The 22,359-nt window shown below is 67.8% G+C and carries 18 protein-coding genes; 9 read left to right on the top strand and 9 right to left on the bottom strand.

Going from position 1 to position 22,359, the window contains the following annotated elements:
• Nucleotides 1–13: 13 nt before the first annotated feature.
• Both mgrA and ABD231_RS30320 read left to right on the top strand, forming a co-directional pair.
• Nucleotides 14–1,048, top strand: coding sequence for an L-glyceraldehyde 3-phosphate reductase (mgrA, locus tag ABD231_RS30325; RefSeq protein ID WP_344159367.1), 1,035 nt, complete (start codon nucleotides 14–16; stop codon nucleotides 1,046–1,048).
• A 119-nt stretch (nucleotides 1,049–1,167) separates the two neighbouring features.
• On the top strand, nucleotides 1,168–1,830 hold the full coding sequence (locus ABD231_RS30320) for a hypothetical protein (protein ID WP_344159365.1): 663 nt from the start codon (nucleotides 1,168–1,170) through the stop codon (nucleotides 1,828–1,830).
• Nucleotides 1,831–1,964: 134 nt separating this feature from the next.
• Here the strand turns inward: ABD231_RS30320 and ABD231_RS30315 are convergent, their stop codons facing one another.
• Together ABD231_RS30315 and ABD231_RS30310 are read right to left on the bottom strand one after the other, a co-directional pair.
• Nucleotides 1,965–2,942: a TAXI family TRAP transporter solute-binding subunit gene (locus ABD231_RS30315; RefSeq protein WP_344159363.1), complete on the bottom strand. Its 978-nt coding sequence runs from the start codon at nucleotides 2,940–2,942 to the stop codon at nucleotides 1,965–1,967.
• Nucleotides 2,939–4,933 carry a TRAP transporter permease gene (locus ABD231_RS30310; RefSeq protein ID WP_344159360.1) on the bottom strand — a complete coding sequence of 665 codons (1,995 nt, stop codon included), beginning with the start codon at nucleotides 4,931–4,933 and terminating at the stop codon, nucleotides 2,939–2,941. The genes ABD231_RS30315 and ABD231_RS30310 overlap by 4 nt, the downstream gene beginning before the upstream one ends.
• 148 nt (nucleotides 4,934–5,081) lie before the next feature.
• Here ABD231_RS30310 and ABD231_RS30305 point away from each other — a divergent pair, with 148 nt between their 5' ends.
• Nucleotides 5,082–5,747, top strand: coding sequence for a response regulator transcription factor (locus tag ABD231_RS30305; RefSeq protein WP_132414253.1), 666 nt, complete (start codon nucleotides 5,082–5,084; stop codon nucleotides 5,745–5,747).
• Between the two features lie 36 nt (nucleotides 5,748–5,783).
• A complete protein-coding gene (locus ABD231_RS30300; protein ID WP_344159357.1) occupies nucleotides 5,784–7,127 on the top strand; it encodes a sensor histidine kinase in 1,344 nt (447 codons plus the stop codon).
• A gap of 20 nt (nucleotides 7,128–7,147) precedes the next feature.
• On the opposite strand, the gene ABD231_RS30295 is transcribed toward ABD231_RS30300, so the two are convergent.
• Nucleotides 7,148–8,203, bottom strand: coding sequence for a TAXI family TRAP transporter solute-binding subunit (locus tag ABD231_RS30295; protein ID WP_344159354.1), 1,056 nt, complete (start codon nucleotides 8,201–8,203; stop codon nucleotides 7,148–7,150).
• 202 nt (nucleotides 8,204–8,405) lie between these two features.
• On the opposite strand from ABD231_RS30295, the gene ABD231_RS30290 reads away from it, so the two are divergent.
• Nucleotides 8,406–11,432, top strand: a complete 3,027-nt coding sequence (locus tag ABD231_RS30290; RefSeq protein WP_344159351.1) for an alpha-mannosidase — start codon at nucleotides 8,406–8,408, stop codon at nucleotides 11,430–11,432.
• A gap of 524 nt (nucleotides 11,433–11,956) precedes the next feature.
• Here the strand turns inward: ABD231_RS30290 and ABD231_RS30285 are convergent.
• Both ABD231_RS30285 and ABD231_RS30280 read right to left on the bottom strand, forming a co-directional pair.
• On the bottom strand, nucleotides 11,957–13,183 hold the full coding sequence (locus ABD231_RS30285; protein WP_344159348.1) for an IS256 family transposase: 1,227 nt from the start codon (nucleotides 13,181–13,183) through the stop codon (nucleotides 11,957–11,959).
• Between the two features lie 648 nt (nucleotides 13,184–13,831).
• The gene (locus ABD231_RS30280) at nucleotides 13,832–14,662 is read right to left on the bottom strand and encodes an SGNH/GDSL hydrolase family protein (protein ID WP_344159345.1); all 831 of its coding nucleotides are present in this window, start codon (nucleotides 14,660–14,662) and stop codon (nucleotides 13,832–13,834) included.
• A 109-nt stretch (nucleotides 14,663–14,771) separates the two neighbouring features.
• Here ABD231_RS30280 and ABD231_RS30275 point away from each other — a divergent pair, with 109 nt between their 5' ends.
• Nucleotides 14,772–15,980: a PucR family transcriptional regulator gene (locus ABD231_RS30275; protein WP_344159342.1), complete on the top strand. Its 1,209-nt coding sequence runs from the start codon at nucleotides 14,772–14,774 to the stop codon at nucleotides 15,978–15,980.
• A gap of 14 nt (nucleotides 15,981–15,994) precedes the next feature.
• The gene (locus tag ABD231_RS30270; protein WP_344159340.1) at nucleotides 15,995–17,320 is read left to right on the top strand and encodes a cytochrome P450; all 1,326 of its coding nucleotides are present in this window, start codon (nucleotides 15,995–15,997) and stop codon (nucleotides 17,318–17,320) included.
• 7 nt (nucleotides 17,321–17,327) lie between these two features.
• Here the strand turns inward: ABD231_RS30270 and ABD231_RS30265 are convergent, their stop codons facing one another.
• Nucleotides 17,328–17,831, bottom strand: coding sequence for a DUF5709 domain-containing protein (locus ABD231_RS30265; RefSeq protein ID WP_344159337.1), 504 nt, complete (start codon nucleotides 17,829–17,831; stop codon nucleotides 17,328–17,330).
• Nucleotides 17,832–17,885: 54 nt separating this feature from the next.
• On the opposite strand from ABD231_RS30265, the gene ABD231_RS30260 reads away from it, so the two are divergent.
• Nucleotides 17,886–19,070 carry an FUSC family protein gene (locus ABD231_RS30260; RefSeq protein ID WP_344159334.1) on the top strand — a complete coding sequence of 395 codons (1,185 nt, stop codon included), beginning with the start codon at nucleotides 17,886–17,888 and terminating at the stop codon, nucleotides 19,068–19,070.
• Between the two features lie 413 nt (nucleotides 19,071–19,483).
• Here the strand turns inward: ABD231_RS30260 and ABD231_RS30255 are convergent, their stop codons facing one another.
• Nucleotides 19,484–19,927, bottom strand: a complete 444-nt coding sequence (locus tag ABD231_RS30255) for an OsmC family protein (RefSeq protein ID WP_344159331.1) — start codon at nucleotides 19,925–19,927, stop codon at nucleotides 19,484–19,486.
• A 7-nt stretch (nucleotides 19,928–19,934) separates the two neighbouring features.
• The gene (locus tag ABD231_RS30250) at nucleotides 19,935–21,083 is read right to left on the bottom strand and encodes a phosphatidylinositol-specific phospholipase C1-like protein (protein WP_344159328.1); all 1,149 of its coding nucleotides are present in this window, start codon (nucleotides 21,081–21,083) and stop codon (nucleotides 19,935–19,937) included.
• Between the two features lie 95 nt (nucleotides 21,084–21,178).
• Here ABD231_RS30250 and ABD231_RS30245 point away from each other — a divergent pair, with 95 nt between their 5' ends.
• Complete coding sequence (locus ABD231_RS30245) at nucleotides 21,179–21,796, top strand: TetR/AcrR family transcriptional regulator (protein WP_344159325.1); 618 nt, start codon at nucleotides 21,179–21,181, stop codon at nucleotides 21,794–21,796.
• 54 nt (nucleotides 21,797–21,850) lie between these two features.
• Here ABD231_RS30245 and ABD231_RS30240 read toward each other — a convergent pair whose 3' ends face one another.
• Complete coding sequence (locus ABD231_RS30240; RefSeq protein ID WP_344159322.1) at nucleotides 21,851–22,273, bottom strand: DUF3592 domain-containing protein; 423 nt, start codon at nucleotides 22,271–22,273, stop codon at nucleotides 21,851–21,853.
• Nucleotides 22,274–22,359: the final 86 nt, after the last annotated feature.

Here is a 22,359-nt window from a genome sequence, read left to right as displayed (position 1 = left end):
CAGACTGAGGCTCGTGACTGACTATGTGGCTGCCCAGGAGCGGTACGACGACCGGATGGTGTATCGGCGGACGGGCCGCAGTGGCCTGCAGCTGCCGGCGATCTCGCTGGGGTTGTGGCACAACTTCGGTGACGACAAGCCGTTCGAGACGCAGCGCGACATTCTGCGTCGTGCGTTCGATCTCGGTGTGACGCACTTCGACCTGGCGAACAACTACGGCCCGCCGTACGGCGCGGCCGAGACGAACTTCGGCACGCACTTCCAGCGGGACTTCAAGAAGTACCGTGACGAGCTGATCCTGTCGAGCAAGGCCGGGTACGACATGTGGCCGGGTCCCTACGGTCAGGGTGGTGGCTCGCGGAAGTACGTGCTGGCGAGCCTCGACCAGTCGCTGGAGCGGATGGGCGTCGACTACGTCGACATCTTCTACTCGCACCGGTTCGACCCGGACACCCCGCTCGAGGAGACGATGGGTGCCCTCGACACCGCGGTGCGTTCCGGCAAGGCCCTGTACGCCGGCATCTCGTCGTACAGCGCGGAGAAGACTCGCCAGGCCGCGCAGATCCTGCAGGAGCTCGGTACGCCGCTCCTGATCCACCAGCCGTCGTACTCAATGCTGAACCGGTGGATCGAGGAGGACCTGCTCGACGCCGTCGGTGAGCTCGGGGTCGGCGTGATCGCGTTCTCGCCGCTGGCGCAGGGTGTGCTGACCGACCGCTACCTGGACGGCATCCCCGAGGGCTCGCGGGCCTCCCAGGGCAAGTCGCTGAACCCGGACTCGTTGACCGAGGACACGCTCAAGCACGTCCGTGCGCTGAACGAGATCGCCAAGCAGCGCGGCCAGTCCGTCGCCCAGCTCGCTCTGGCCTGGACGCTGCGCGACGACCGCGTTACCAGCGCTCTGATCGGCGCCTCCAGCGTTGCCCAGCTGGAAGGCAACCTCGAGGCCGTCCGCAACCTCAAGTTCACTGCGGAGGAGCTCGAAGCCATCGACGCCGACGCGGTCGAGGCCGGGATCAACCTGTGGAAGAAGAGCTCCGACCACTGAGTTGAGGGCAGCGAGCAAGAGACCACCCCGGGCAACCGTTACCTGACGGAAAGTCCCGGGGTGGTTGCGTTGTGCAGCAGGTGGGCACACGCTGGAGGGAGACCCTGGAGGTGGTTGCTGTGACCGCTTCGACGCTGGAAATGGCGCTGAGCTACGAACACGCGAACATCCGGGAGCTGGCCGAACCGGCCCATCATCCGGCCGCGGCCCACCCGGAACGCAGGCATCGGACCGACTGGTTCTACGCGATCACCGCGCAGCACCTGGCCGCCGCTGAAGACGTACTGCTGCCCCAAGTACGACGCCTGCCCGATGGCGCCGAGCTGGTCGCACGGTACGTCGTGAACGCCAAGGACCTGGAGCGAAACCTGCGGTACCTCAAAGGACGCCAGTACGGCGACAGCCGCGTCCAGCACCTGGATCCGTACGACGTCCTCCGCACGATCGACCGCCTACTCACCGAGCACGAGCGGCTCGAGACCGACTACGGCCATCAGCTGAGTGAGCAGCTCGACGCGGCCGAGGTCAACGAGCTGACCAAGGAACTCCTCGAGGCCGAGGAGATCGCCCCGACCCGAGCACACCCGAACTCACCGCACACCGGTCGCGCCGGCCGGCTGGCACACCGGTGGTGGCGGCTGGCCGACACCGCGTGGGACAGCGCCGAAGGGCGCGTCGTACCGGCGAAGTATCACGTGCATCCCAAGCGCAACTCGGCGCTGTCCCACTACCTGTACGGGACCGCGATGCCGGAGACGGACACACCGGCCGCAGAAAAGTGACCGGGCCCGGGTCCCCTCGGATGCCTCCGAAGGGCCGGGCCCGGCCGACCGGCTCTCACTGCGCCTGGTTGTGGGAGCCGATCTGACGTCCTCCCCCGCTGCGCCTGGTGTGCGAGGGAGGACGGTTCAGGGGATTACTTCAAGGCGTCCAGCGCCTTCTGGGCACCCGGGTGCAGCGGCACCGGGTCGGTCTTGGCGGCGTTCTCCTTGGTGATGCCCTTGGCGGCCGCGTTGACCGCGACCAGGGCGTCGAGGTTCTCGTACAGGGTCTTGGTGAGCTGCTCGGCCAGTTCGTCCTTCATGTCCTTGCGGACGAGCAGCACGTTCGGTACGACGATCGTCGCGACGTCGGCCGGTTGCTTGTACGTCGCGGCCGGGATCGGCGCCTCGGCGTAGACCGAGCCGTACTTCTCCGTCATTTTGGGCAGCAGATCGACGATCGGCAACAGCTTGACGCCCTTGCCGAGGCTCGTGGTCAGGTCGGTGATGCCACCGGTCGGCAGTCCGCCGGACCAGACCAAGGCGTCGATCGAGCCCGACTTCATCGCGTCCACCGACTCCGGCAGGCCGAGCCGCTGGGCGGTGACGTCCTTGGCCGGGTCCAGGCCGGCGGCCTCGAGCAGGCGCCGGGCGATCACCTCGGTACCCGAGTTCGGTGAGCCGGTGGAGACGCGCTTGCCCTTCAGGTCGGCGATCGAGTTGATGTTGGCCGAGGTGCGGACCGCTACCTGCGTGTAGTTGTTGTAGAGCCGGGTCAGCGCGACCACGTCCTGCTTGGACTGGAAGCTGTTCTCGCCCTTGACCGCATCGGCGGCGGTGTCACCGAGGGAGAAGGCGATGTCGTAGTTGCCGCCGGCCAGACCCTGGATGTTCTGCACCGAGGCGCCGGTCTCGCTCGCGGTGGCCCGGTAGCCGGTCATCTTCTGCGAGATCACCGAGGCCAGCGCGCCACCGAGCTGGTAGTAGACGCCGGTGGTGTTGCCGGTGGCAATGGTCAGCCGGCCACCGGCCGCCGTACCGTTTCCGGAGGGCTTCTGCTGGCCACCGCAGGCAACCAACGACACGGTGGCAGCGAGCGCCACCACAACGGTGGGGAGGCGACGGAGTCTCATGATCTGGCGGATCCTTCCGTGGGTGCGGCCAGGCGTTGCCGCCGGACCACATTGATGACGACGGCAACAAGTAGCAAACAGATTCCGGCGCTGATGGTTACGGGCGCGAGGTAAAGCAGCAACAGCGCGGCCGGTACGCACAACGCGCGCTCGATCCAGGTCGTCGCGACCACGATCCAACCGCCTGTCACGACAGCTAGAGCGGCGACCGCGAGCATCGACACCGCGAGCGTCCACACCATGCCGACAAAGGATCCCTGACCGAGCAGGTGGGCGCCGTTGTCGGTGAGCACGAACGCGAACGGGACCAGGAACGCAGGCAGGGTGTACTTCCAGGCCTGCCACATCGTCGGCATCACTTTGCCGCCGGTGATCGCGGACGTCGCGACCGCGGCGAGCGCGGTCGGCGGCGACACCTCGGAAAGCACCGCGTAGTAGAAGATGAACATGTAGGCCTCGGCCTGCGTCACGCCGAGCTGGACGAGCGCCGGCGCGATGATGACGGCCGCGATGATGAACGACGCGGTGACCGGAACCGCAAGCCCCAGCACCAGTACGGCGAATGCTGACAACACGACGGTCAGAATCAGGATCACGGTCTGGTTGTCGGTGAGCCCACGCGCCGCGCCGACGATGATCTCGGCCAGGTTCAGTCCGAGCCCGGTCTGCGTGGTGACCGCGACAATCACGCCGGCCGTCGCACAAGTCGCCGCGACCGGCAGGATCGAACGGGTGCCTTGGGCAAGCGCTTTGAAAAGCGGTCGCCCGGTCAGCCGGTGTTCCTTGTCCAGGAACGACAGCCCGAACTGGATGATCACCGCGTAGACGACAGCCTTGAACGGCGGTACGTCGACCGCCATGAAGCCGATGATCACGAACAGCGAGAGGAAGTGGTACCCGAAGCGGAACAGCAGCTTCCGCGCGGACTGCGTCGACGTCTCGGCCGACGTCGTACCGTGCCGGCGGGCGTCGATCTCGATCGCGAGCAGGATGCCCAGGTAGTACAGGATCGTCGGGATCACGGCGAAGCCGAGCACGGTCAGGTACGAGACCTGCAGAAACTCGGCGATGATGAACGCCGCCGCGCCCAGCGTCGGCGGCGAGAGGATCGCGCCGATACCGGAGGCCGCGAGCATTCCACCAGCCGGTTCGGGCGGATACCCGGCCCGGCGCAGGATCGGCCACGACACCGTCCCCAGCGATACGGCGGTCGCCGTACCGGAGCCGGAGACGCTGCCGAGCAGGAAGCCGGCCAGGGTGACGGTTCGGCCCGGGGCGGTGCGGCTGCGCTTGAAGGCTGCGAAGGACAGGTCGATGAAGAACTTGCCGGCACCGGAGTAGTCGAGCACCGCGCCGTAGATGGTGAACAGCACGATGTACGACGCCGCGACACTCAACGGCGTCCCGTAGAAGCCGGCCGTGCCCATCGTGAGCTGACCGATGATCGCGTCGAAGTTGAAGCCCTGGTGCGCCAGCGACCACTTGTAGGGCAAGAAACCGCCGTAGTACGCGTAGGCGAAGAACAGCAGGCTCACCAGCGGCAGCACCCACCCCGTCGTACGACGGCAGGCTTCCAGCAGCAGCACGAGCAGTACGGCGCCAGCCAGTACGTCGAGACCGGTCGGAGCCTGACGCCGTTCCAGGTAGCCGTCGAAGTCGAGCAGGGGGTAGATGCAGGCCGCGAGCGCGATCAGCGCCAGCAACCAGTCGGTCAGGCCGGGGTCGTCATGCGAGCGCGGCTTGAACGGGTTGAGCACCGCGGGGACCTTCCAGCCCCGGTAACACAGCAACGTGATCGGCAGAATGGCTGCGAGAAAGATCACCAGGTAAAACTGGGTCCCCTGTGGTAATGGGAAGAACACCTGGACGAGCACGCCGACACTGACGACCGCGCACCAGACCGAGATCACCAGGTCCAGAGCAGGACGAAGCCGCCGACCGGGCCGCTCCTGCTCGTACTCGGCCAACTCCTGGTCGGAGGGCGTGCTCACGCCACCCCCCGGTCCGATACCGACAGTCATCTAGCGGTTCCCTCCTGTGTGCGGAAGGCTAATGTTGCCGAACACTGCGTGGAGTCGCGTGATTACGTCTTTACCAAGATCTGACACATCCACGCGCCACCTGGCCTACGATCACCGCATGAGTGGCGCCGTCAGGATTCTTTTGGTCGAAGACGATCTCGATATCGCCAATGCGCTGATACCCGCGTTGCGGCGTTACGGCCTGATGGTGACCCATGTACGGACGGCGGCGGATGCCCTCGCGGCGGACCCCGGCGACCTGGTCCTGCTGGACCTCGGGCTGCCCGACGGAGACGGGATCAACGTCTGCCGGCAGATCCGTTCGGTCTCCGATGTGCCGGTGATCGCGGTCACCGCGCGGGGTGAAGCGGCCGACCGGGTTCGCGGGCTGCGCAGCGGCGCCGACGACTACGTGGTGAAACCCTTCGCGATCTCCGAGCTCCTGGCCCGGATCGATGCTGTACTACGTCGTACCGGCCTGCTGCAGCCCCGCCCCCGGGTAACAGTCGGCGACCTCACCGTGGACATCGAGGCCCGAACCGTCCAGGTCGCTGACAAGCCCATCAGCCTGACCCGCAAGGAGTTCGACGTGCTCGCTGTGCTGGCCGCGCACCACGGCCGGGTCGTCCCCCGCGAACAGGTCGCCCTGTACGCCTGGCAGTCCGTCTTCGAGGCCTCCTCGCGGACCATGGACGTGCACGTGGCCAGCCTGCGGGCCAAGCTCGGCCGTCCGGAGCTCGTGCAGACGATCCGGGGCGTCGGTTACCGACTGGGTTCGGACTGACCGTTGCGCCGTCGACTGCTGCAGTCTCTCGTCCCCATGGTGGTTCTGCTTGCCATCATCGCCACCGTCCCGCTGGCGAACTTCATCGCGACCGGCGCCTCCCGCACCCTGTTCCTGTCCCGCAGCAACGACGCGGACTGGTTCGCCACCATGGCCGAAGCTCCGCTGCAGTCCGGTGACATCGCCAACCTGCGCGAGATGGCCGTCCGGTACGACGAGCTCTACAACACGCCGGTCTTCATCGTCGACGACAACAACAAGGTCGTGGCCACGTCGAAGTCCGGCGTGGACCTGACGGAGCCGGATATCGCCACTGCCCTCGGAAGCACGCTGGCCGGTCGGCTACCGGCCGAGCCGCCGGCGCTGTGGCCGTGGGAGGGCGGCGAGATGGTTGTCGCCCGTCCGGTCGCCAACAACGGCCGCATCCTCGGCGCCGCCGTACTGCGGGTGCCCACTGACGACCCGCGGCTCGAGGTCCGGCGCAGCCTGATCCTGCTGCTGATCGGCCTGCTGATCAGCATCGGCGCGATCATCGCCGGCATCGTCCGGCCGATCAGCCGCTGGGTGATCAACCCGGTCAAGGACCTGGACAACGCGACCCACCAGATCACCCGCGGCGCCCTCGACACCAGAGTCTCCACCGACGGCCGTGCGCCCGAGCTGCGCCGCCTTGGCGACAGCTTCAACTCGATGGCGCTCAGCCTGCACCAGGCCCGGCAGCGCGAGCGGGAGTTCGTCGCAGACGCCTCGCACCAGCTCCGGACACCGCTGACCTCGGCCCGGATCCACATCGAGGGCCTGTCCCGGCTGTCCCCGACCGCGCGCTTCGCGCTCAGTGACATCGACCGGCTCGGCCGGATCGTCCAGCGGCTGTCCCGGCTGGCCGGTTCGGACCGCCCCGGCGCCGAGGCCGAGGGCAGCAGCGAAGAGCCGCTGGACCTCGCGCAGGCGGTCAAGGAACGGCTGGTCGGCTGGAAGGCCGTGTACGCCGCCGACGACCTCGAGCTGATCATCGGCGACATGGTCCCCGGCGGGGTCGCGCCCGAGCTCGAGGTGGACGACATCCTCGACGTACTGCTCGACAACGCCTCCAAGTACGGCGCTCCGCCGGTCGAGGTCTCGGTCACCCGCGACGGCACCGAGGTCGTGCTCTCGGTCCGCGACCACGGTCTCGGTCTCGGCTCACGCGACCTGAAGAAGGTCGGCGAGCGGTTCTGGCGCAGTGCCCACCACCGCGAGATGCCGGGCACCGGTCTCGGACTCGCGATCGTCCGCTCCGAAGCGGCCCGGGTCGGCGGCCGCGTGGTCGCCCGCCCGCCGATCGGCGGCGGCCTGGTGATCGAGGTCCGCGTCCCCCTGATCGACGACTACGAGCTCTGAGGTACGGCGTTCGTCGTACCTCAGATGTGGTTGTTGCGGTACCAGCGTTCGGCGGCCGGATGCAGTGGGACCGGCATGGTCGCGATCGCCGATCGCGGGTCCAGCGCGCTGGCCTCCGGGTGGTAGTGCTCCTTGTCGTTCGGGTTGCCGATCAGGTCCTTCTGGCGGCGGAACAGCGTGTTCACGATCCACCAGGCCCAGGAGTCGGACAGGTTCGGCCGGGCGATCAGGTAGTTCGGGATGGTCAGGGTCGGCACCGCGCTGGCCAGCCCGTAGGTCTTCGGCGGGATCGAGGAGACGATGTAGCCGCCGAACTGCTTGAGCGCGATGGTTTGCGCGACCGAGCCGATGTCGACCAGCCGGAAGCCGATCGTCTGCTGCATCGCCGCGATCGGTCCGGTGGGCAGACCGCCGCTCCAGATCATCGCGTCGATCCCCCTGGCGGCGGGGTTCTCGGCCTTGGCGGTCAGCTGCTTGACCGCGTCCTCGAGTGACAGCGCCCGCTTCCTGACCTGGCTCCCGAGGCTCTCCCCGGTCTTCTCGATCTTGGCCGTGTCGAGGATCATTTCGGCGACCAGCTGAGTCCCGGATCCTTCCGGACCGACACTGACGTCCCTGTTCGCCAGGTCCTCGAGAGTCTTGACCGTCGAGGCCATCGGCACCACGACGTGCACGTAGTTGTCGTAGGTCCGGCCGAGTGAGGAGAACTCCAGCGCCCCGGACTTGAAGGCCCCGAGCCCCTCATAGGCGGCGTACGCGGAGTCCGACGTGGTGAAACCGACATCAACACTCCCCTTCGCCACCTGGCGGAGGTTGTCGATCGACCCGGCGCTCTCGACCGCGCTCAGCGTCATCCCCGTCACCTCGCTGACCAGCAAGGCCAGCCCGGTGCCGAACTTGTTGTAGACACCGCCGACGTTCCCGGTCGCGAGTTTGGCCGGAGCCGACGGCGCGGGCTCGTCGGAGCGGCCGCGCGAGCACCCGGGCACCGCAAAGGCCGCCGCGGCGGCCGCGCCGAGGCCGAGCACGCGGCGCCGGCTCATCGAATCCGGGACGATCAGGCGGGGACGATCCATACGGGACAACCTATGTGGCAACCGGGCCCGATCGGTAGCTGCGCGTGCCCGCCGCTACCGAACCGCTACCCGGAGCGTTCGTCTCATAGTTCTCACAAACTACGTCTGGACGGGCCCCCGGTCGGTGTGACAGCGTTGTCATCGCGCGCCCGCGTGGGTTGCGTGACTGAACCCCCGTCACAAGGCCCCGGAGGCTGATTTCGTGCACGACGACCGTCAACTCATCGAGGAGCGGCTCAAGCGCGCCCTGCGGGAGCGGATCCGCCCCGCGATCTACGGCGCGGCGGTCCCGCTGGACATCAAGGTGTGGCACGCGCCTGGTGAGCCGGTGTCCCCCGCCGAGGCACTCGCTGCCACCTACGAGCCCGCCGAGATCGGCCTCCCCTGGGGCGCCCCGTGGGGCACCGCCTGGTTCCACTTCAGCGGCCAGGTTCCGGCCGAGTGGGCCGGCTCCGAGATCGAGGCCGTCATCGACCTCGGCTTCAGCGGCGGCCCCGGCTTCTCCGCCGAGGGCCTCGTGCACACCACCAAGGGCGTCCCGCTGAAGGGCCTGCACCCGCGCCAGACCTACGCGCCGCTCTCCATCCTCGGCCCGGACGGTACGGCGGCCTCGCCCGGCGACAGCATTGAGTTCTACGTCGAGGCAGCCGCGAACCCCGAAGTACTGGGCTGGAACGCGTTCGCTCCGGTGTCCGCGGACCTCGGCTCCAAGCCGGAGCCCGGCGGCAAGCCGATCTACGAGCTGACCCGCGCCGACCTGGCCGTCTTCAACGCCGACGTCTGGGACCTGATCCTCGACCTCGAGGCGCTGGACGGCCTGCAGCGCGAGCTGACCCCGCAGGAGCCGCGCAGTCGCGAGATTCTCCGGGCCCTGAGCCGTGCGCTCGACGTACTGGACTACGAGGACGTCGCCGGTACGGCGGCCGACGCCCGCGCCCAGTTGACCGACGTACTGAGCCGGCCGGCGCACGCTTCGGCACACCAGCTGTCCGCTGTCGGCCATGCACACATCGACTCCGCATGGCTGTGGCCGCTGCGCGAGACCCGCCGCAAGGTGGCCCGCACGGTCTCCAACGTCGCGACGCTGGCCGAGGAGTACCCGGAGCTCGTCTTCGCGTTCTCCCAGGCCCAGCAGCACGCGTGGGTGAAGGAGAACTACCCCGAGGTCTGGGAGCGGCTGAAGAAGGCCGTTGCCGAGGGCACCATCGTTCCGGTCGGTGGCATGTGGGTCGAGTCCGACACCAACCTGCCCGGCGGCGAGGCGCTGGCCCGGCAGTTCGTGCACGGCAAGCGCTTCTTCCTCGACGAGTACGGGATCGACACCCAGGAGGTCTGGCTGCCGGACTCGTTCGGCTACACCGCGGCCCTGCCGCAGCTGGTGAAGCTGTCGGGCTCGAAGTGGTTCCTGACCCAGAAGATCTCCTGGAACCAGAAGAACAAGTTCCCGCACCACACCTTCTGGTGGGAGGGCCTCGACGGGACCCAGATCTTCACCCACTTCCCGCCGATCGACACCTACAACTCGAACCTGTCCGGCCACGAACTGGCCAAGGCCCAGCGCAACTTCGCCGAGAACGGCTCCGCGACCCGCTCGCTGGCTCCGTTCGGGTACGGCGACGGCGGTGGCGGCCCCACCCGTGAGTTCATCGCGACCGCCCGCCGGGTGGCCAACCTGGAGTCCTCGCCGCGGGTGACCATCGAGTCCCCGACCGAGTTCTTCACCGCCGCCCAGGACGAGTACGCCGACCAGGCCCCGGTGTGGTCCGGCGAGCTCTACCTCGAGATCCACCGCGCGACGTACACCTCCCAGGCCAAGACCAAGCAGGGCAACCGGCGCAGCGAGCACCTGCTCCGCGAGGCCGAGCTCTGGTCGGCGGCCGCGGTGGTCGCGGGCAAGCTGGACAGCTACCCGTACGACGAGCTGGACCGGATCTGGAAGGCCGTGCTGCTGAACCAGTTCCACGACATCCTGCCCGGCAGCTCGATCGCCTGGGTGCACCGCGAGGCCGAGGCGACGTACGCGCGCCTGGCCGAGGAGCTCGAAGCGATCATCGCCAAGGCCCAGCAGGCCCTGGCCGGCAACGGTTCCTCGTCGATCGTGTTCAACGGTGCACCGCACACCCGCAACGGCGTCGCCGGTCTGGGCTCGGCAGTCGCCGCCCCGGCCGGAACCGCGGTCTCGGTGGCGGACGGCGTACTGGACAACGGAGTCATCCGGGTCACCATCGACGAGCGTGGCCTGATCACCTCCCTGTACGACGTCGAGGCCGACCGCGAGGTCATCGCACCAGGTGCCGTCGGCAACCTTCTCCAGCTGCACGTGGACACCCCGAACCAGTGGGACGCCTGGGACGTCGACTCGTTCTACAAGAACAACGTCCGCGACATCACCGAGGTCGACAGCGTCGACTTCAGCGTGGTCGACGGCGTGGCTGTGGTCGTCGTCAAGCGTTCCTTCAACCGTTCGACCGTCACCCAGACGCTGCGGGTGCGCCCCGGCGCCAAGCGGGTCGACATCGAGACCGAGATGGACTGGCACGAGGCCGAGAAGTTCCTCAAGGCCGCGTACCCCGTCGACGTCCACGCCGACCGCTCCGCCTCCGAAACCCAGTTCGGCCACATCTTCCGCCCGACCCACCAGAACACCTCATGGGACGCGGCCAAGTTCGAGATCGCCGCCCACCGCTGGGTCCACGTAGCCGAACCCGGCTACGGCGTAGCCGTCGTCAACGACTCCACCTACGGCCACGACATCAACCGCACCGCCCGCCCCGACGGCGGCACCACAACCACCATCCGCACGTCGCTGATCCGCGCCCCCCGGTTCCCCGACCCCGAGACCGACCAGGGTCTCCACACCGTCAACCACGCCCTGGTAGTAGGCGCCGCCATCGGCGACGCCATCACCGAGGGCTACAACATCAACCTGCCCGAACGCACCGTCACCGGCGCCGAAGGCACCGCCCCCCTGGTCACCATCGACAACCCGAACCTCGTCGTAGAAGCCCTGAAACTCGCCGACGACCAGTCCGGCGACGTCATAGTCCGCCTCTACGAATCCACCGGCGGCCGCTCCCGCGGGGTCATCACCCCGAGCTTCGAGGCAACGTCGGTCACCGAGGTAGACCTCCTCGAGCGCCACCTGGCGGACCGGGCCCTGGATGGCGGAGCGGTCGCCCTCGACCTGCGTCCGTTCCAGATCCTGACGCTGCGCTTCAAGCGTTCCTAACCCCGGAGCGGCACCACCCACCCCCACCCTGGTGCCGCCCACTCCCCGCGCCCGGTGCCGCTCAGGCACCGGGCGCGGCGCCTGTTCCCCTCGCACCACCTCGCTACCGCCCACCCTTTGCGCGGCTACCGCCGCTTCCTTGCGACAACCTTCCGCCGACCGTCCATTCGCAACCGCCGCCGCTAAGCCCGCTCCTCCGTCGCGTGCAAGCGGCTTGCTGCACTGGGATTGGGTGCTTGGTGGTACGCGCCGCGTGTGATTCGAGGGCTTGCTGAAGTGGCTGTTTCGTGGCGGGTGCTGCGTTGGTCGGAAACTTTTGGGCGCCATATGCCCATTTCTTACCGACTAGCGCATGTCCGACGCCACCACGGCTGTCGTTCGACTGACTGTGACTTTGAAAGTAACGACTGGCTGTGACTTTTGAAGTCATCGGCGGGCGGCGAGTGCACTGCGCGCAGTGGATGTCCTCGAGGGTCAAGTCCTGTGGGGTGGTGTACGAAGGTTTGTGATTCGTCGTTGTGTGGTTAGGCGTTGATGGCGGTGGTCTCCTCGGGGTTGGGGTTGAGGGTGAGTCGGCTGCGGTGGAGTACTTCGAGGCCGAGGTAGCGGCGGCCGTCGGCCCATTCGTCGTGTTGCTCGGCCAGGACGGCGCCGACGAGGCGGATGATCGAGGCGCGGTCGGGGAAGATGCCGACGACGTCGGTGCGGCGCCGGATCTCGCGGTTGAGGCGTTCGTTGGGGTTGTTCGACCAGATCTGTCGCCAGACATCGCGCGGGAACGCGGTGAAGGCGAGTACTTCGTCGCGGGCGTCGTCGAGGTGGGCATGCACGGCCGGTAGCGTGGTCTGGATCTGATCGAGGAGTTTGTCGTACTGGGCGTGCACGGCTGCCGCGTCGATCTGGTCGAAGACCGAGTGGAGCATGGCTTTGACGCCGCCCCAGGCGTGCTTGGGGCAGGTGGCCATGAGGTTGGCGGTGTAGTGGGTGCGGCAGCGCTGCCACGACGCTCCGGGCAGGTTGGCGCCGATCGCGTCGACCAGCCCGGCGTGGGCATCGGAGGTGACCAGTGCGACGCCGCCCAGGCCGCGGGCGACGAGGTCTTTGAAGAAGCTGTTCCAGCCGGCGCCGGACTCGGCCGTGGAGGTGGCGACGCCGAGGATTTCACGGAACCCGTCGGCGTTGACGCCGGTCGCGACCATGACCGCGATCTTGATCACCCGGCCGCCTTCGCGGACCTTCATCGTCAACGCGTCAGCGGCCAGGAATGTGTAAGGGCCTTCGTTGAGCGGCCGTTCGCGGAAGTCGCGGACCAGTTCGTCGAGATCCCTGGCCATCACACTGACCTGCGAACGGGACAGGCCGGTAATCCCTAGCGACTGCACGAGGCGATCCATGCGCCGGGTCGAGACACCGAGCAGGTAACACGTCGCGACCACCGAGGTGAGCGCTGCCTCGGCACGGCGGCGACGCTCCAACAACCAGTCGGGAAAGTAGGTTCCTTCACGCAGTTTCGGGACCGCGACATCCAGTGTCCCGACCCGGGTGTCGAGCTCGCGGTGGCGGTATCCGTTGCGGGAGTTCACCCGGTCGGGGTCGCGTGTCCCGAACGCCGCGCCGCACACGCTGTCAGCATCAGCAGACAGCAGTTTGTTGATGAACCCTTCCATCAGTTCGCGCAGCAGGTCAGGGCTGGCCTGCTCGAGATGCTCGTGCAGAAACTCGGCAGGGTCGATACTGGGTGATGCGGTCATCGCAGTGCTCTTCTCTTCGAGTGGGTTGTGAGAGATTCCTCGAAGAATCACGCGGTGACCGCACCCACGTCCACGACCCGGGCCGGCCACCACCTCGCCGTACACCACTCTGCTGGACGCAACTGTCCTCGAGTCGTTAGAGCTTCTTGGTTGCAGTCAATGGGTGTTGGTGACCATAGCTCAGGCGCTGCGAGCGGGCGTGTCCAAGATGTCGCGCCTTGCCGTGCGTGGCACTGTGCAGCGCGTGCCACGGGGTCTATCCGCTCCCGTCATCCGGCAGCGGCAGACGGAACTGGGATCCACCTAGGCACTCATGGCGGTGAGGAGCTCCGTCGGCCACAACCCCAGCACAGCAAGCCGCGTGGACGTGAGGCAGGAGCGCGCGCCCCGGAGCGAGCGGCAACCAGCTCGCCACAAGCCCCGGAATCACACCCTGCGCCCGCACCACCCCACCCAATCCCAGTACAGCAAGCCGCGTGCACGCGACGAAGGAGCGGGCTTAGTGGCTGCGGCGGCGGCTGCGGCTGCGGCTGCGAAATGTACGGTCGCCGGAACTGCTCTCGAGATGAAGCGGCGGTAGCCGCGTGGGAAGGGTGGGTGGGGCACCGGCGGGCCGAGCGGTAGCGAGGCGGGAGCCGGTGCGGGGGGCTAACTCGCGGCGGCCGCCACCAGCTCCCCGAAAGCGGCCATTCCTCGGCGGCTGGGGTGGAGGGGCGCGGCGTCGGAGGTGGGGATGAGGCCTTCTAGCCAGCGTTGGGTGATGGGGGCGCAGGCGTCGTGGCCGATGGAGGGGGTGCGGAGGTCTACGTAGGTTGCGCCGTGCTGCGCCGATTGGGTGGCGAGCATGTGGTTGAGGCGGTCGACGGTGGCCTGGAGGTAGTTGGCGTCGACGGGCCAGACGGGGATCTGGGGGTAGCAGCCGTTGGGGCGGATGTAGGTGCCGTAGCCGGTGACGAGGATGCGTGCGTTGGGTGCCAACGTGCGGATGCGGTCGAGGGCTTGGCCGAAGGCGGGGGCGGTGGCGGTGATGCGGGCGGCCAACTGGTCTTTGCCTCCGGCGGTGTAGCGCTCTTTGCAGGAGGCGCCGGCTGGGGCGGGGAGCAGGTTGATGCAACTCAGGGCTGCGGCCACTAGGCCGGTGTCGTTGCCGCCGATGGCGACCGTTACCAGGTCGGTCGCTGGGCTGAGGGAGTTGTACTGCGGGGGCACGAACCCGAACTGTTTCCCGCTGAAGTCCGGGATGACGGCTCCCGAACAGGTCACGTCGGTCAGGTCGGCACCGAGCTTGGCGGCGGCAACGTGCGGGTAGTTGACCGCGGACCGCAGGCAGGGGAGGTCGATCTGCGGCAGGATCAGCGGTCCGGCGGCGGACGAGTCGCCGAGAGCGACGTACTCAAGAGGGTCGGCCGCACGCGCCACACTGGGGCTGACCAGGCCGGCCAGCATCACGCCTACTGCCAGCAGTACCCGTCGTTTCATGGTCATCACCCTTTGCGGTCGGTCGAGCACTACTTCTGGGTAGTAATGTTCGACCCCAAAGCGCCTGCCGGTCGCTGGGGCCACGCCCAGAGTTCGAGGGGTGATCGTTGTGACGGATCACAAGGAGCTGCGTTCCGGTGGTGTGCCGGTGCATGAGCTTGTGCGGTCTCGGCTGCCGCGGCTGGTCGACGACGTACTGACGCGGTTGGTCGCGGAGATCCCGCTGTACGCGCAGTTGCCGGCCGAGGAGTTGCAGGGCGATATCCGCCGGATCACCGACCAGTCGTTGCGGGCATTCATCGAGACGTTCCGGACCGGCGTCGTACCGACCGGGGAGGTACTCGCGCCCCTCCGGGAGTCGGCGCGGCGGCGGGCGGAGGAGGGCGTGCCGCTGGAGGCGTTGCTGGCGGCCTACCACCTGGGCGGGAAGGTCTGCGCCGATGACGTCGCCGCCGGGTTCCGGCCCGAGGAACTGGCGGACGCGATCGGGCTCAACCGGCTGATCCTCGACTTCCTGCAGCAGGTGACGGCGATCGTTTCGGCGAGCTACTTCGAGGAGCGGCAGTCGATCGCGGGCGAGGACCAGGCCTCCCGGCAGGCGGTACTCGCGGCGCTGCTCGACGGGCGCGCGGTTGACGAGGCTGCGGTGCGGACCGGCGTACGGCTGCCGGCCGAGTATCTCGTGGCCGGCCTCACGTTCGGTACCCATCCCGACGAGCTCCAGCCGGGTGTCGACCCGCAGATCGTTGCCCGGCGCAAGCTTCGGCGGGTGCGGGTCGAGCTTGATCGATTGGCCGGCAGTATGGCGAGTTTGTCGGTCGACGGCGGGATCGCGCTGCTCCCGTGTACCCGTGGCGAGGTCGACAACCTCCGCACCAAGTTGAGCCGGGTCGCGGGTGTCGACGTCACGCTGGCGATCACCACCAGCGCGCCATCCGACGTACCGGCTGCTGTTGCGTTGGTCCGGGACCTGCTCGACGTCATCCGCATCCATCGCCATCCGGCGGGCGTCTACGAGCTCGACGATCTCGTCCTGGAGTTCCAGCTGAGCCGGCCGAGTCCGGCGCGCGACCGGTTGGCGCAGCTCCTCGAACCGCTCGGAGACCGCCCCGACCTGCTCTCCACGCTGCGGTGTTATCTCGACAACGCACGCAGCCGCCGCCAGACCGCGGCCGACCTGCACGTCCATGCGAACACCGTCGACTACCGGCTCAAACAGGTCGCCAAACTGACCGGTCTCGATCCGGGCAGCGACGATCAGTTGCCCAGGATCGTTGCTGCGCTTGTCGCATTCGACTCTCAGCGTTCACCCGTGTGACGTAACGTCGAAGGATGGCTCCGACTCCACTGCTCGGTTCCCGCACTCTCGATCGGCAGACCGCCCGCACACTGCCGCCCGGCCCGCGTCTGCCGACGGTGGTGCAGAGCGTGCTGTTCGCGAACCACCGCAAGACGTTCTTCCCACGGATGCGCGAGAAGTACGGCGATGTGTTCACGATCCGCCTGGTTCCGTCGAGCCGCGTCTGTGTCGTGCTGAGCCGGCCGGATCACATCCGCGAGGTGTTCGGCAGCTCGCCTGCGGTCATGCATGCGGGCGAGGGCAACACCGCGCTCGAACCGGTGATGGGGTCGAGCTCGCTACTGCTACTCGACGACGAGGATCACGTGCGGATGCGGCGGCAGCTGATGCCGGCGTTCTCCGGGCAAGCACTGCGTGGGTACGCCGAAATGGTCCACGAGCTCGCGGTCGCCGAAGTCGCGACCTGGCCGATCGATACGCCGTTCCAGATGCACCAGCGGATGCGGAACCTGACGCTGGAAATCATCCTCCAGGTCATCTTCGGTGTGACCGACGTCGACCGCCTGAACACCCTGCGCCCATTGATGGACAAGATCGTGTCGGTGTCGCCGGTGATCATGCTCGGCGGTTTCTACCCACCGCTGCTCCGGATCCCACCGTGGCGGAGCTTCCTGCGAGCGCAGGAGCAGGTCGACGAGATCCTGTACGACGAGATCGCGCGCCGCCGCGGGAACCTTGCCGGACGCAACGATGTGCTGTCGCGTCTGCTCGCGGCCGGTGAGTGGACAGATGTGGAACTGCGCGACCAACTCGTGACGCTATTGCTGGCCGGCCACGAGACAACCGCGACCGCCCTCGCCTGGGCCTTCCACGAACTGGCCCGGAGGCCGGAAGACCTCGCCTTCGGCCAGCGCGCTGCCGATCACGCGGCGGACGGCGAGCTGGAGGCGATCGTCAAGGAGGCCATGCGGTTGCACCCTGTCGTCTATCAGGTCGGTCGCCGCCTGACCGAGACCACCGACCTGGCCGGCTACCGCCTCCCCCGCGGTACGACGATCATGGCCGCCATCGGCCTGGTTCACCGGGACGCCGAACACTTCCCCGCGCCGACCGAATTCCGCCCGCAGCGCTTCCTCTCGGACGACCCACCGGCCCCCGGCACCTGGATGCCGTTCGGCGGCGGCGCCCGGCGCTGCATCGGCGCCGGCTTCTCCCTGATGGAAGGCACCGAGATCCTCCGCGCCACCCTCGCCGCCTACAACCTCCAGGCGCCCGACCCCGCTCCCGAACCCGCCCAGGCGAAGAACGTGACCCTCGTCCCCAAACACGGCACGAAGGTCACTGTCACCCGCCGCTAATGGACGTTCAGTTCTCGGGGTCGGTGATGTCGCCCAGGTCTACGTTTTCGTAGGACGACAGGTCGGTGTCGTCGTCTTCGTCGAGTTCGAAGTTTTCTTCGTCGTCGACCACGTGGACGGCGGCTTCTTCGGCTGAGGCGGCGGCGCCGTCGAAGCCGATGTCTTCGGCGACCAGGTCGGAGTCGGTGTCGGAGTGGGCGCCTTCGTCGGGGGCGACCAGGCGGCCGGACCGGCGGGTGCCTACTTCGGGGCCGCCGACGTCTTCGGGGTCTTCGGCGTAGGGGTCCACGTCGGGCTCTTCCTGGGCGATGCGCTGGTCGAGGGTCTCGCCCTGGAGCGCTTCGTCGGCGGTGGTGCCGAAGCCTTCACCGGCGGACCACTTCTCGGGCGGGGAGTAGCCCTCGTCGAGCAGATCGTCCACCCCACGGTCGTTCAGGGTGTCCTCCGCCTGCAGCTGGTCCTCGTCGTCGACGCTGTAGCTGCCGTAGTCCTCACGGTTGTTCTCGGTCATGAACACACAGTGTCCCGTCGAGGCCAGATGAATCAAGCCGGGCACAATGAGCGGATGGATCCGGTCAGGCTGACGTTGGACCAGCTGCGGGAGTTGCGGGACGACATCGCGCCGCAGGCTGCGCGGCGATCGCGTGCTTCGGTCCGCCGCCGGCTGGAGCGGTGGCGGGATCGGATCTTCTTCATCGCGCAGTGTGCGCTCGCCGCGGGCGTCGCCTGGGCGTTGGCCCGGTACGTCGCAGGCCACCATCAACCGTTCTTCGCGCCGGTGGCCGCGATGGTCTGCCTGGGGTTCAGCTTCGGCCAGCGACTACGCCGGGTCGCCGAGGTGATGGTCGGAGTGGCCGTGGGAGTCGGGGTCGGCGACCTGTTCGTGCGGTTCTTCGGCACCGGGGTACCGCAGATCATCTTCGTGGTCGCACTGGCCATGAGCATCGCCGTACTGCTCGGTGCCGGCACCCTGATGACCACCCAGGCCGGCGTCCAGGCCGCGATCGTCACCACCCTGCTGCCCAACCCCGGCGCGGGCTTCAGCCGCTGGCTGGATGCGGTCCTGGGCGGCGTGGTCGCGCTCGCCGCCGCGACGATCGCACCGGCTGCGGCGATCAGGCGCCCACGGCAACAAGCTTCCGAGGTACTCAACGAGCTCTCCGCGATCCTCGTCGAGACCGCCGAGGGCCTCCGCGACAAGAACGACCAAGAAGCGCACGCCGAGCAGCGCGACGAGCGGGAGCTGACCGACGCCCTGCGCAGGGCACGCGCAAGCGAGGCCATGCTCGACGACCTCCGCAGCGCCGCCGCGGAGGGTGTCGCGGTCGTCCGACTCTCCCCCTTCCGCCGGAGGCATCGCGGCCGGGTCCAGCAGATCGCCGACCTCGTCGTCCCGCTCGACCGCGCGATCCGCAACATCCGGGTCCTGGTACGGCGGTGCGCGGTCTCGGTCTGGCGTGATGAGCGGATGCCCGACGAGTACCCGATGCTCCTGGATCGGCTCGCCGACGGCACCCGCCTGATCGCGGAATCCCTGTTCGAGCCCGCCGCCAAGGTCGCCGCTCACCGCGTCCTGGGCGAGCTAGGCCGCCGTACGGCGGAATTGCCGCTCCCCGCCGGCCTGTCCGCAGTCGTGGTACTCGGCCAGATCCGCTCGACCGTCGTCGACCTGCTCGAGCTGACCGGAACGTCGTACGACGAGGCGCGCAAACTCGTCCCCCTGCGGCTCGACGGCCTGGACGAGAAATAGAGCGAGAAGTAGTGGCCTAGGTCACATCGAGAAATTTCGGGGTTTTCTCGTCATACCCCGGTCCGCCGTGCGTCTCACTGGCATGACGATCCACCGAATGATGACGGCACTGGCCACGGAACTCGGCCGGACCGAAACGGACCCCACCACAGACGACCGGAGCGACGCCGCCGCTGAGCAGTAACTGGCGCGAACCGGACGAACGGAAACCGGCGGCGCACCCGAACGGTCCTACCCACCGAGTTGGACCGCTCGGATGACGCACACGAAACGCAGAGGCGCCCATGTGCAGCGCCGCCGGATCCGTCCGGTGCATCACCACAGAGATGCACCCAAAACCACCCACCGACTGTCCTGACGCCGCTTGCGCGAGGCTCAGGCCAGACCCGGTGGGTGGTTTTTGTTGCCCGAAGCTACTGAACGACCGTGATCTCGGTGGTCACCGAGTTCGCGATGAAACACTCCTGATGCGCCAGGTGATGCAGCCGATCCAGTACGGCGGCATCCGGCGAAGGCCCGCCCCAGACGATCTTCGGGTGCAGCGTCACCGCGGTGACCGCCACCCGCCCGGCCGCGTTCTTCGACATCACGCCGACCGCGTGGTCGTCGTACGAGTCGACCACCAGTCGCTTGCGGGCCGCGATGGCGAGGAAGGTGAGCATGTGGCAGGACGAGATCGCCGCCACGAACGCCTCCTCGGGATCGACCGGTCCGGGACTGCCCAGGTACGCCGGATTGGCGGACCCGGGCACGGTGATCCCGCCGTCGAAGCGCCACTCGTGGTCGCGGCTGTAGGTGTCGTAGGTGAACTCGTGCTCACCACGGCTCCAGCTGACGTCGACCACGTGCTCCGACATGTTCAGATCACCTCTCCGCTACGCGCGCACCCGGCTTGCCGGTGACGGGGTTCAAGCGTACGGGAGTGTTCCCGGGCAGCTTGGCGACGAAGTCGCTGTCGTACCGCGACGCCATCCCGGCCACCGGGAAGTCCGTGCTGACGAACTGCGCACCACTGCCCAGCGCGATGTCGACCCGGCTGAAGTCCTTGTTCCGGATCGTCGACAGCGGCTCGTCGGACCGGGTCCGGACCAGGTAGCCCTTCTTCACCAGGCGCTGGATCTCGGCCGAGCCCTCGCCGCGCGGGTCGTTCACCTGCGTGATCGCGGCGTCGGCCTCACCCTCGGCACCGCGGGTGAAGACCGCCCGGCCTTCCAGGTTCGGCTTGCCCTCGCGGTAGATGTTGCGGATCTCGGTGCCCGGTCCGGCGTTGTCGAAGTAGAACAGCACCTTGCCGGCCGCGTTCTTGAGCGTCGGCCAGCCCTTGGTCGTCACCGACTGCTCCAGCGTCAGGCCCGACTTCCGTACGTCGTCCGGCGACAGCAACTGCTGCTCGCTGAAGACCGAGCGGATCTCGGCGTCGATGCTGTTCAGGTTGCCGGCGTCCCACGGCGGAGCCTTCACGCCGCCCTGGGCGACGATCGCCGGGTCGGACTGCTTCAGCTCGAGACTGATCGCGATCGGCGCCGCGTGCGGGTGCGCGTCGGACCAGGTCTTCACCTGCTGCAGGCACTGCGTGAAGCTGCGGCAGACGGTGTTGTAGTCGACGTCGACGATGTGCATCACCTTGATCCCGGGCTTGGCCAGCTCCGGGTCGGTGAGCGCCGGGAGTCCGGCGATCTTGCGGATCAGCGGGTAGGTGTAGAGGCCGCCATTCGGGTCCGGGAACAGGTCCAGCTCGAGCTGGCGGACGTTCTGGTCCTGAAGCTGCTGACCGATTGGGGCGTGCGAGTAGAAGAGGTCGACCGCGCCGGGGTTCTGCCCGACCTGGATCTTCTTCTCGGCGTCGCTGAGCTCACGGTGGTACGAGTTGTGCGACCCGATCACCTGGATCTGGTTCATCTTGAGCCCGGCCGACGTACTGGCCTGCGACGTGGTCAGAGCCGAACCGGCCAGCCCGGACGCGGCGACTGCGGTGGTCGCGATTCCGGCGACCACCGATTTGCTGATGCGCATCGTGCGTTCCCTCCCATGAGTCATGACGCAGATCTGACGGCAATCTGTCATACGAGAGTGGCAACGTTGTCGACGTTTCGGTGCACAATGGCCGAATGGTGACATCGTCGGCGTATCCGCTGCGCCGTACACCGACCCAGGATCGGGCCAGCCGCCAGGTCGAGCGGATTCTGGACGCGGCCTGTGCCGAGGTGGTCGAGCGCGGGTACGACGCGGCCTCGACGAGCGGGATCGCGAAACGGGCCGAGATCGCGGTCGGCAGCGTCTATCGCTACTTCCCCGACAAGCGCAGCCTGATCCAGGCGATCGAACGGCGGAACCAGGCCCGCTACACCGAGGCGGTGAGCAGCCGGCTGGCAGAGGTGACCAGCTGGCGGCAGGCCGTCGACGTCACGATGGTGACGTTCCGCGAGATGCACCGCACCGACCCGGGTTTCCGCGCGGTCGTGCTGAGCGGTCTCGGCGACCCGGACCTGGAGACCCAGCCGGGCGAGTACGACGATCAGCACGCCGGCGAGTTCTCGGAGCTGCTGGTGGCGCGCTTCGGCGCCGTCGACAGCCGCAACTTCCGGCTGGCGGTCACCCTCAGCATCGCCATGGGCGAGGCGCTCGCGCACCTCGCCGACCGACTACCGGAGGCAGAAGCCGAGTACGTCCTGTCCCAAGGGATGCCCGCCCTCTACAGCACGCTCGCCCCGCACTTCCCGGCCTGAATCACAAAACCCTCACCTGGAAAATCAGGTGAGGGACTCCAGGGTGTTCAAGTATCAACCGTGTGGCACAGGCTCCTCTGGCACCGGCTGCCCGGACCTCGGTCCCAGCTGCGGCCAGTGCGTGACGCGGCCGGCGATCCGGCCCCGCCGCGGGCTGCGCACGTCGTACGCGACGATCACGCGATCGCCCTTGCTGTACGACGTCCTGCTGCCCACCGGCAGTTTGCGAGCGACCTCGAACGGCCCCTCACCCCGACGGGTGTAGTACTCGACGACGACCTCGGTGTACGTCGCCGGTGTTCCGTCCTGCAGGCGCCCGTGGACCGGGCCACGGACCCGGAGCACCCGTCCTGCGGTTTTCTCCTCACTCCCCGAAGCGTTCGCCTCATGCCGGGAACCACTGATCACATCCGCCACGATGCAGGCGGTGACCAGCAGCACCAGGCCGAACCCGCCGAGAACGACGATCGTCAACATGGCACTCACCTCCCCGAAACAGACTGCGCGGCCTTTGCCGCACGTCGGTGAGACGCCGGTTACACCTACTCGGTTCCAGGTCCGAA

Origin of the sequence: Kribbella yunnanensis, assembly GCF_039529655.1 — a bacterium.
Lineage (GTDB): Bacteria > Actinomycetota > Actinomycetes > Propionibacteriales > Kribbellaceae > Kribbella > Kribbella yunnanensis.
Note: the sequence above shows the minus strand (reverse complement) of the source record. Positions and strands in the feature narration are given on the sequence as shown.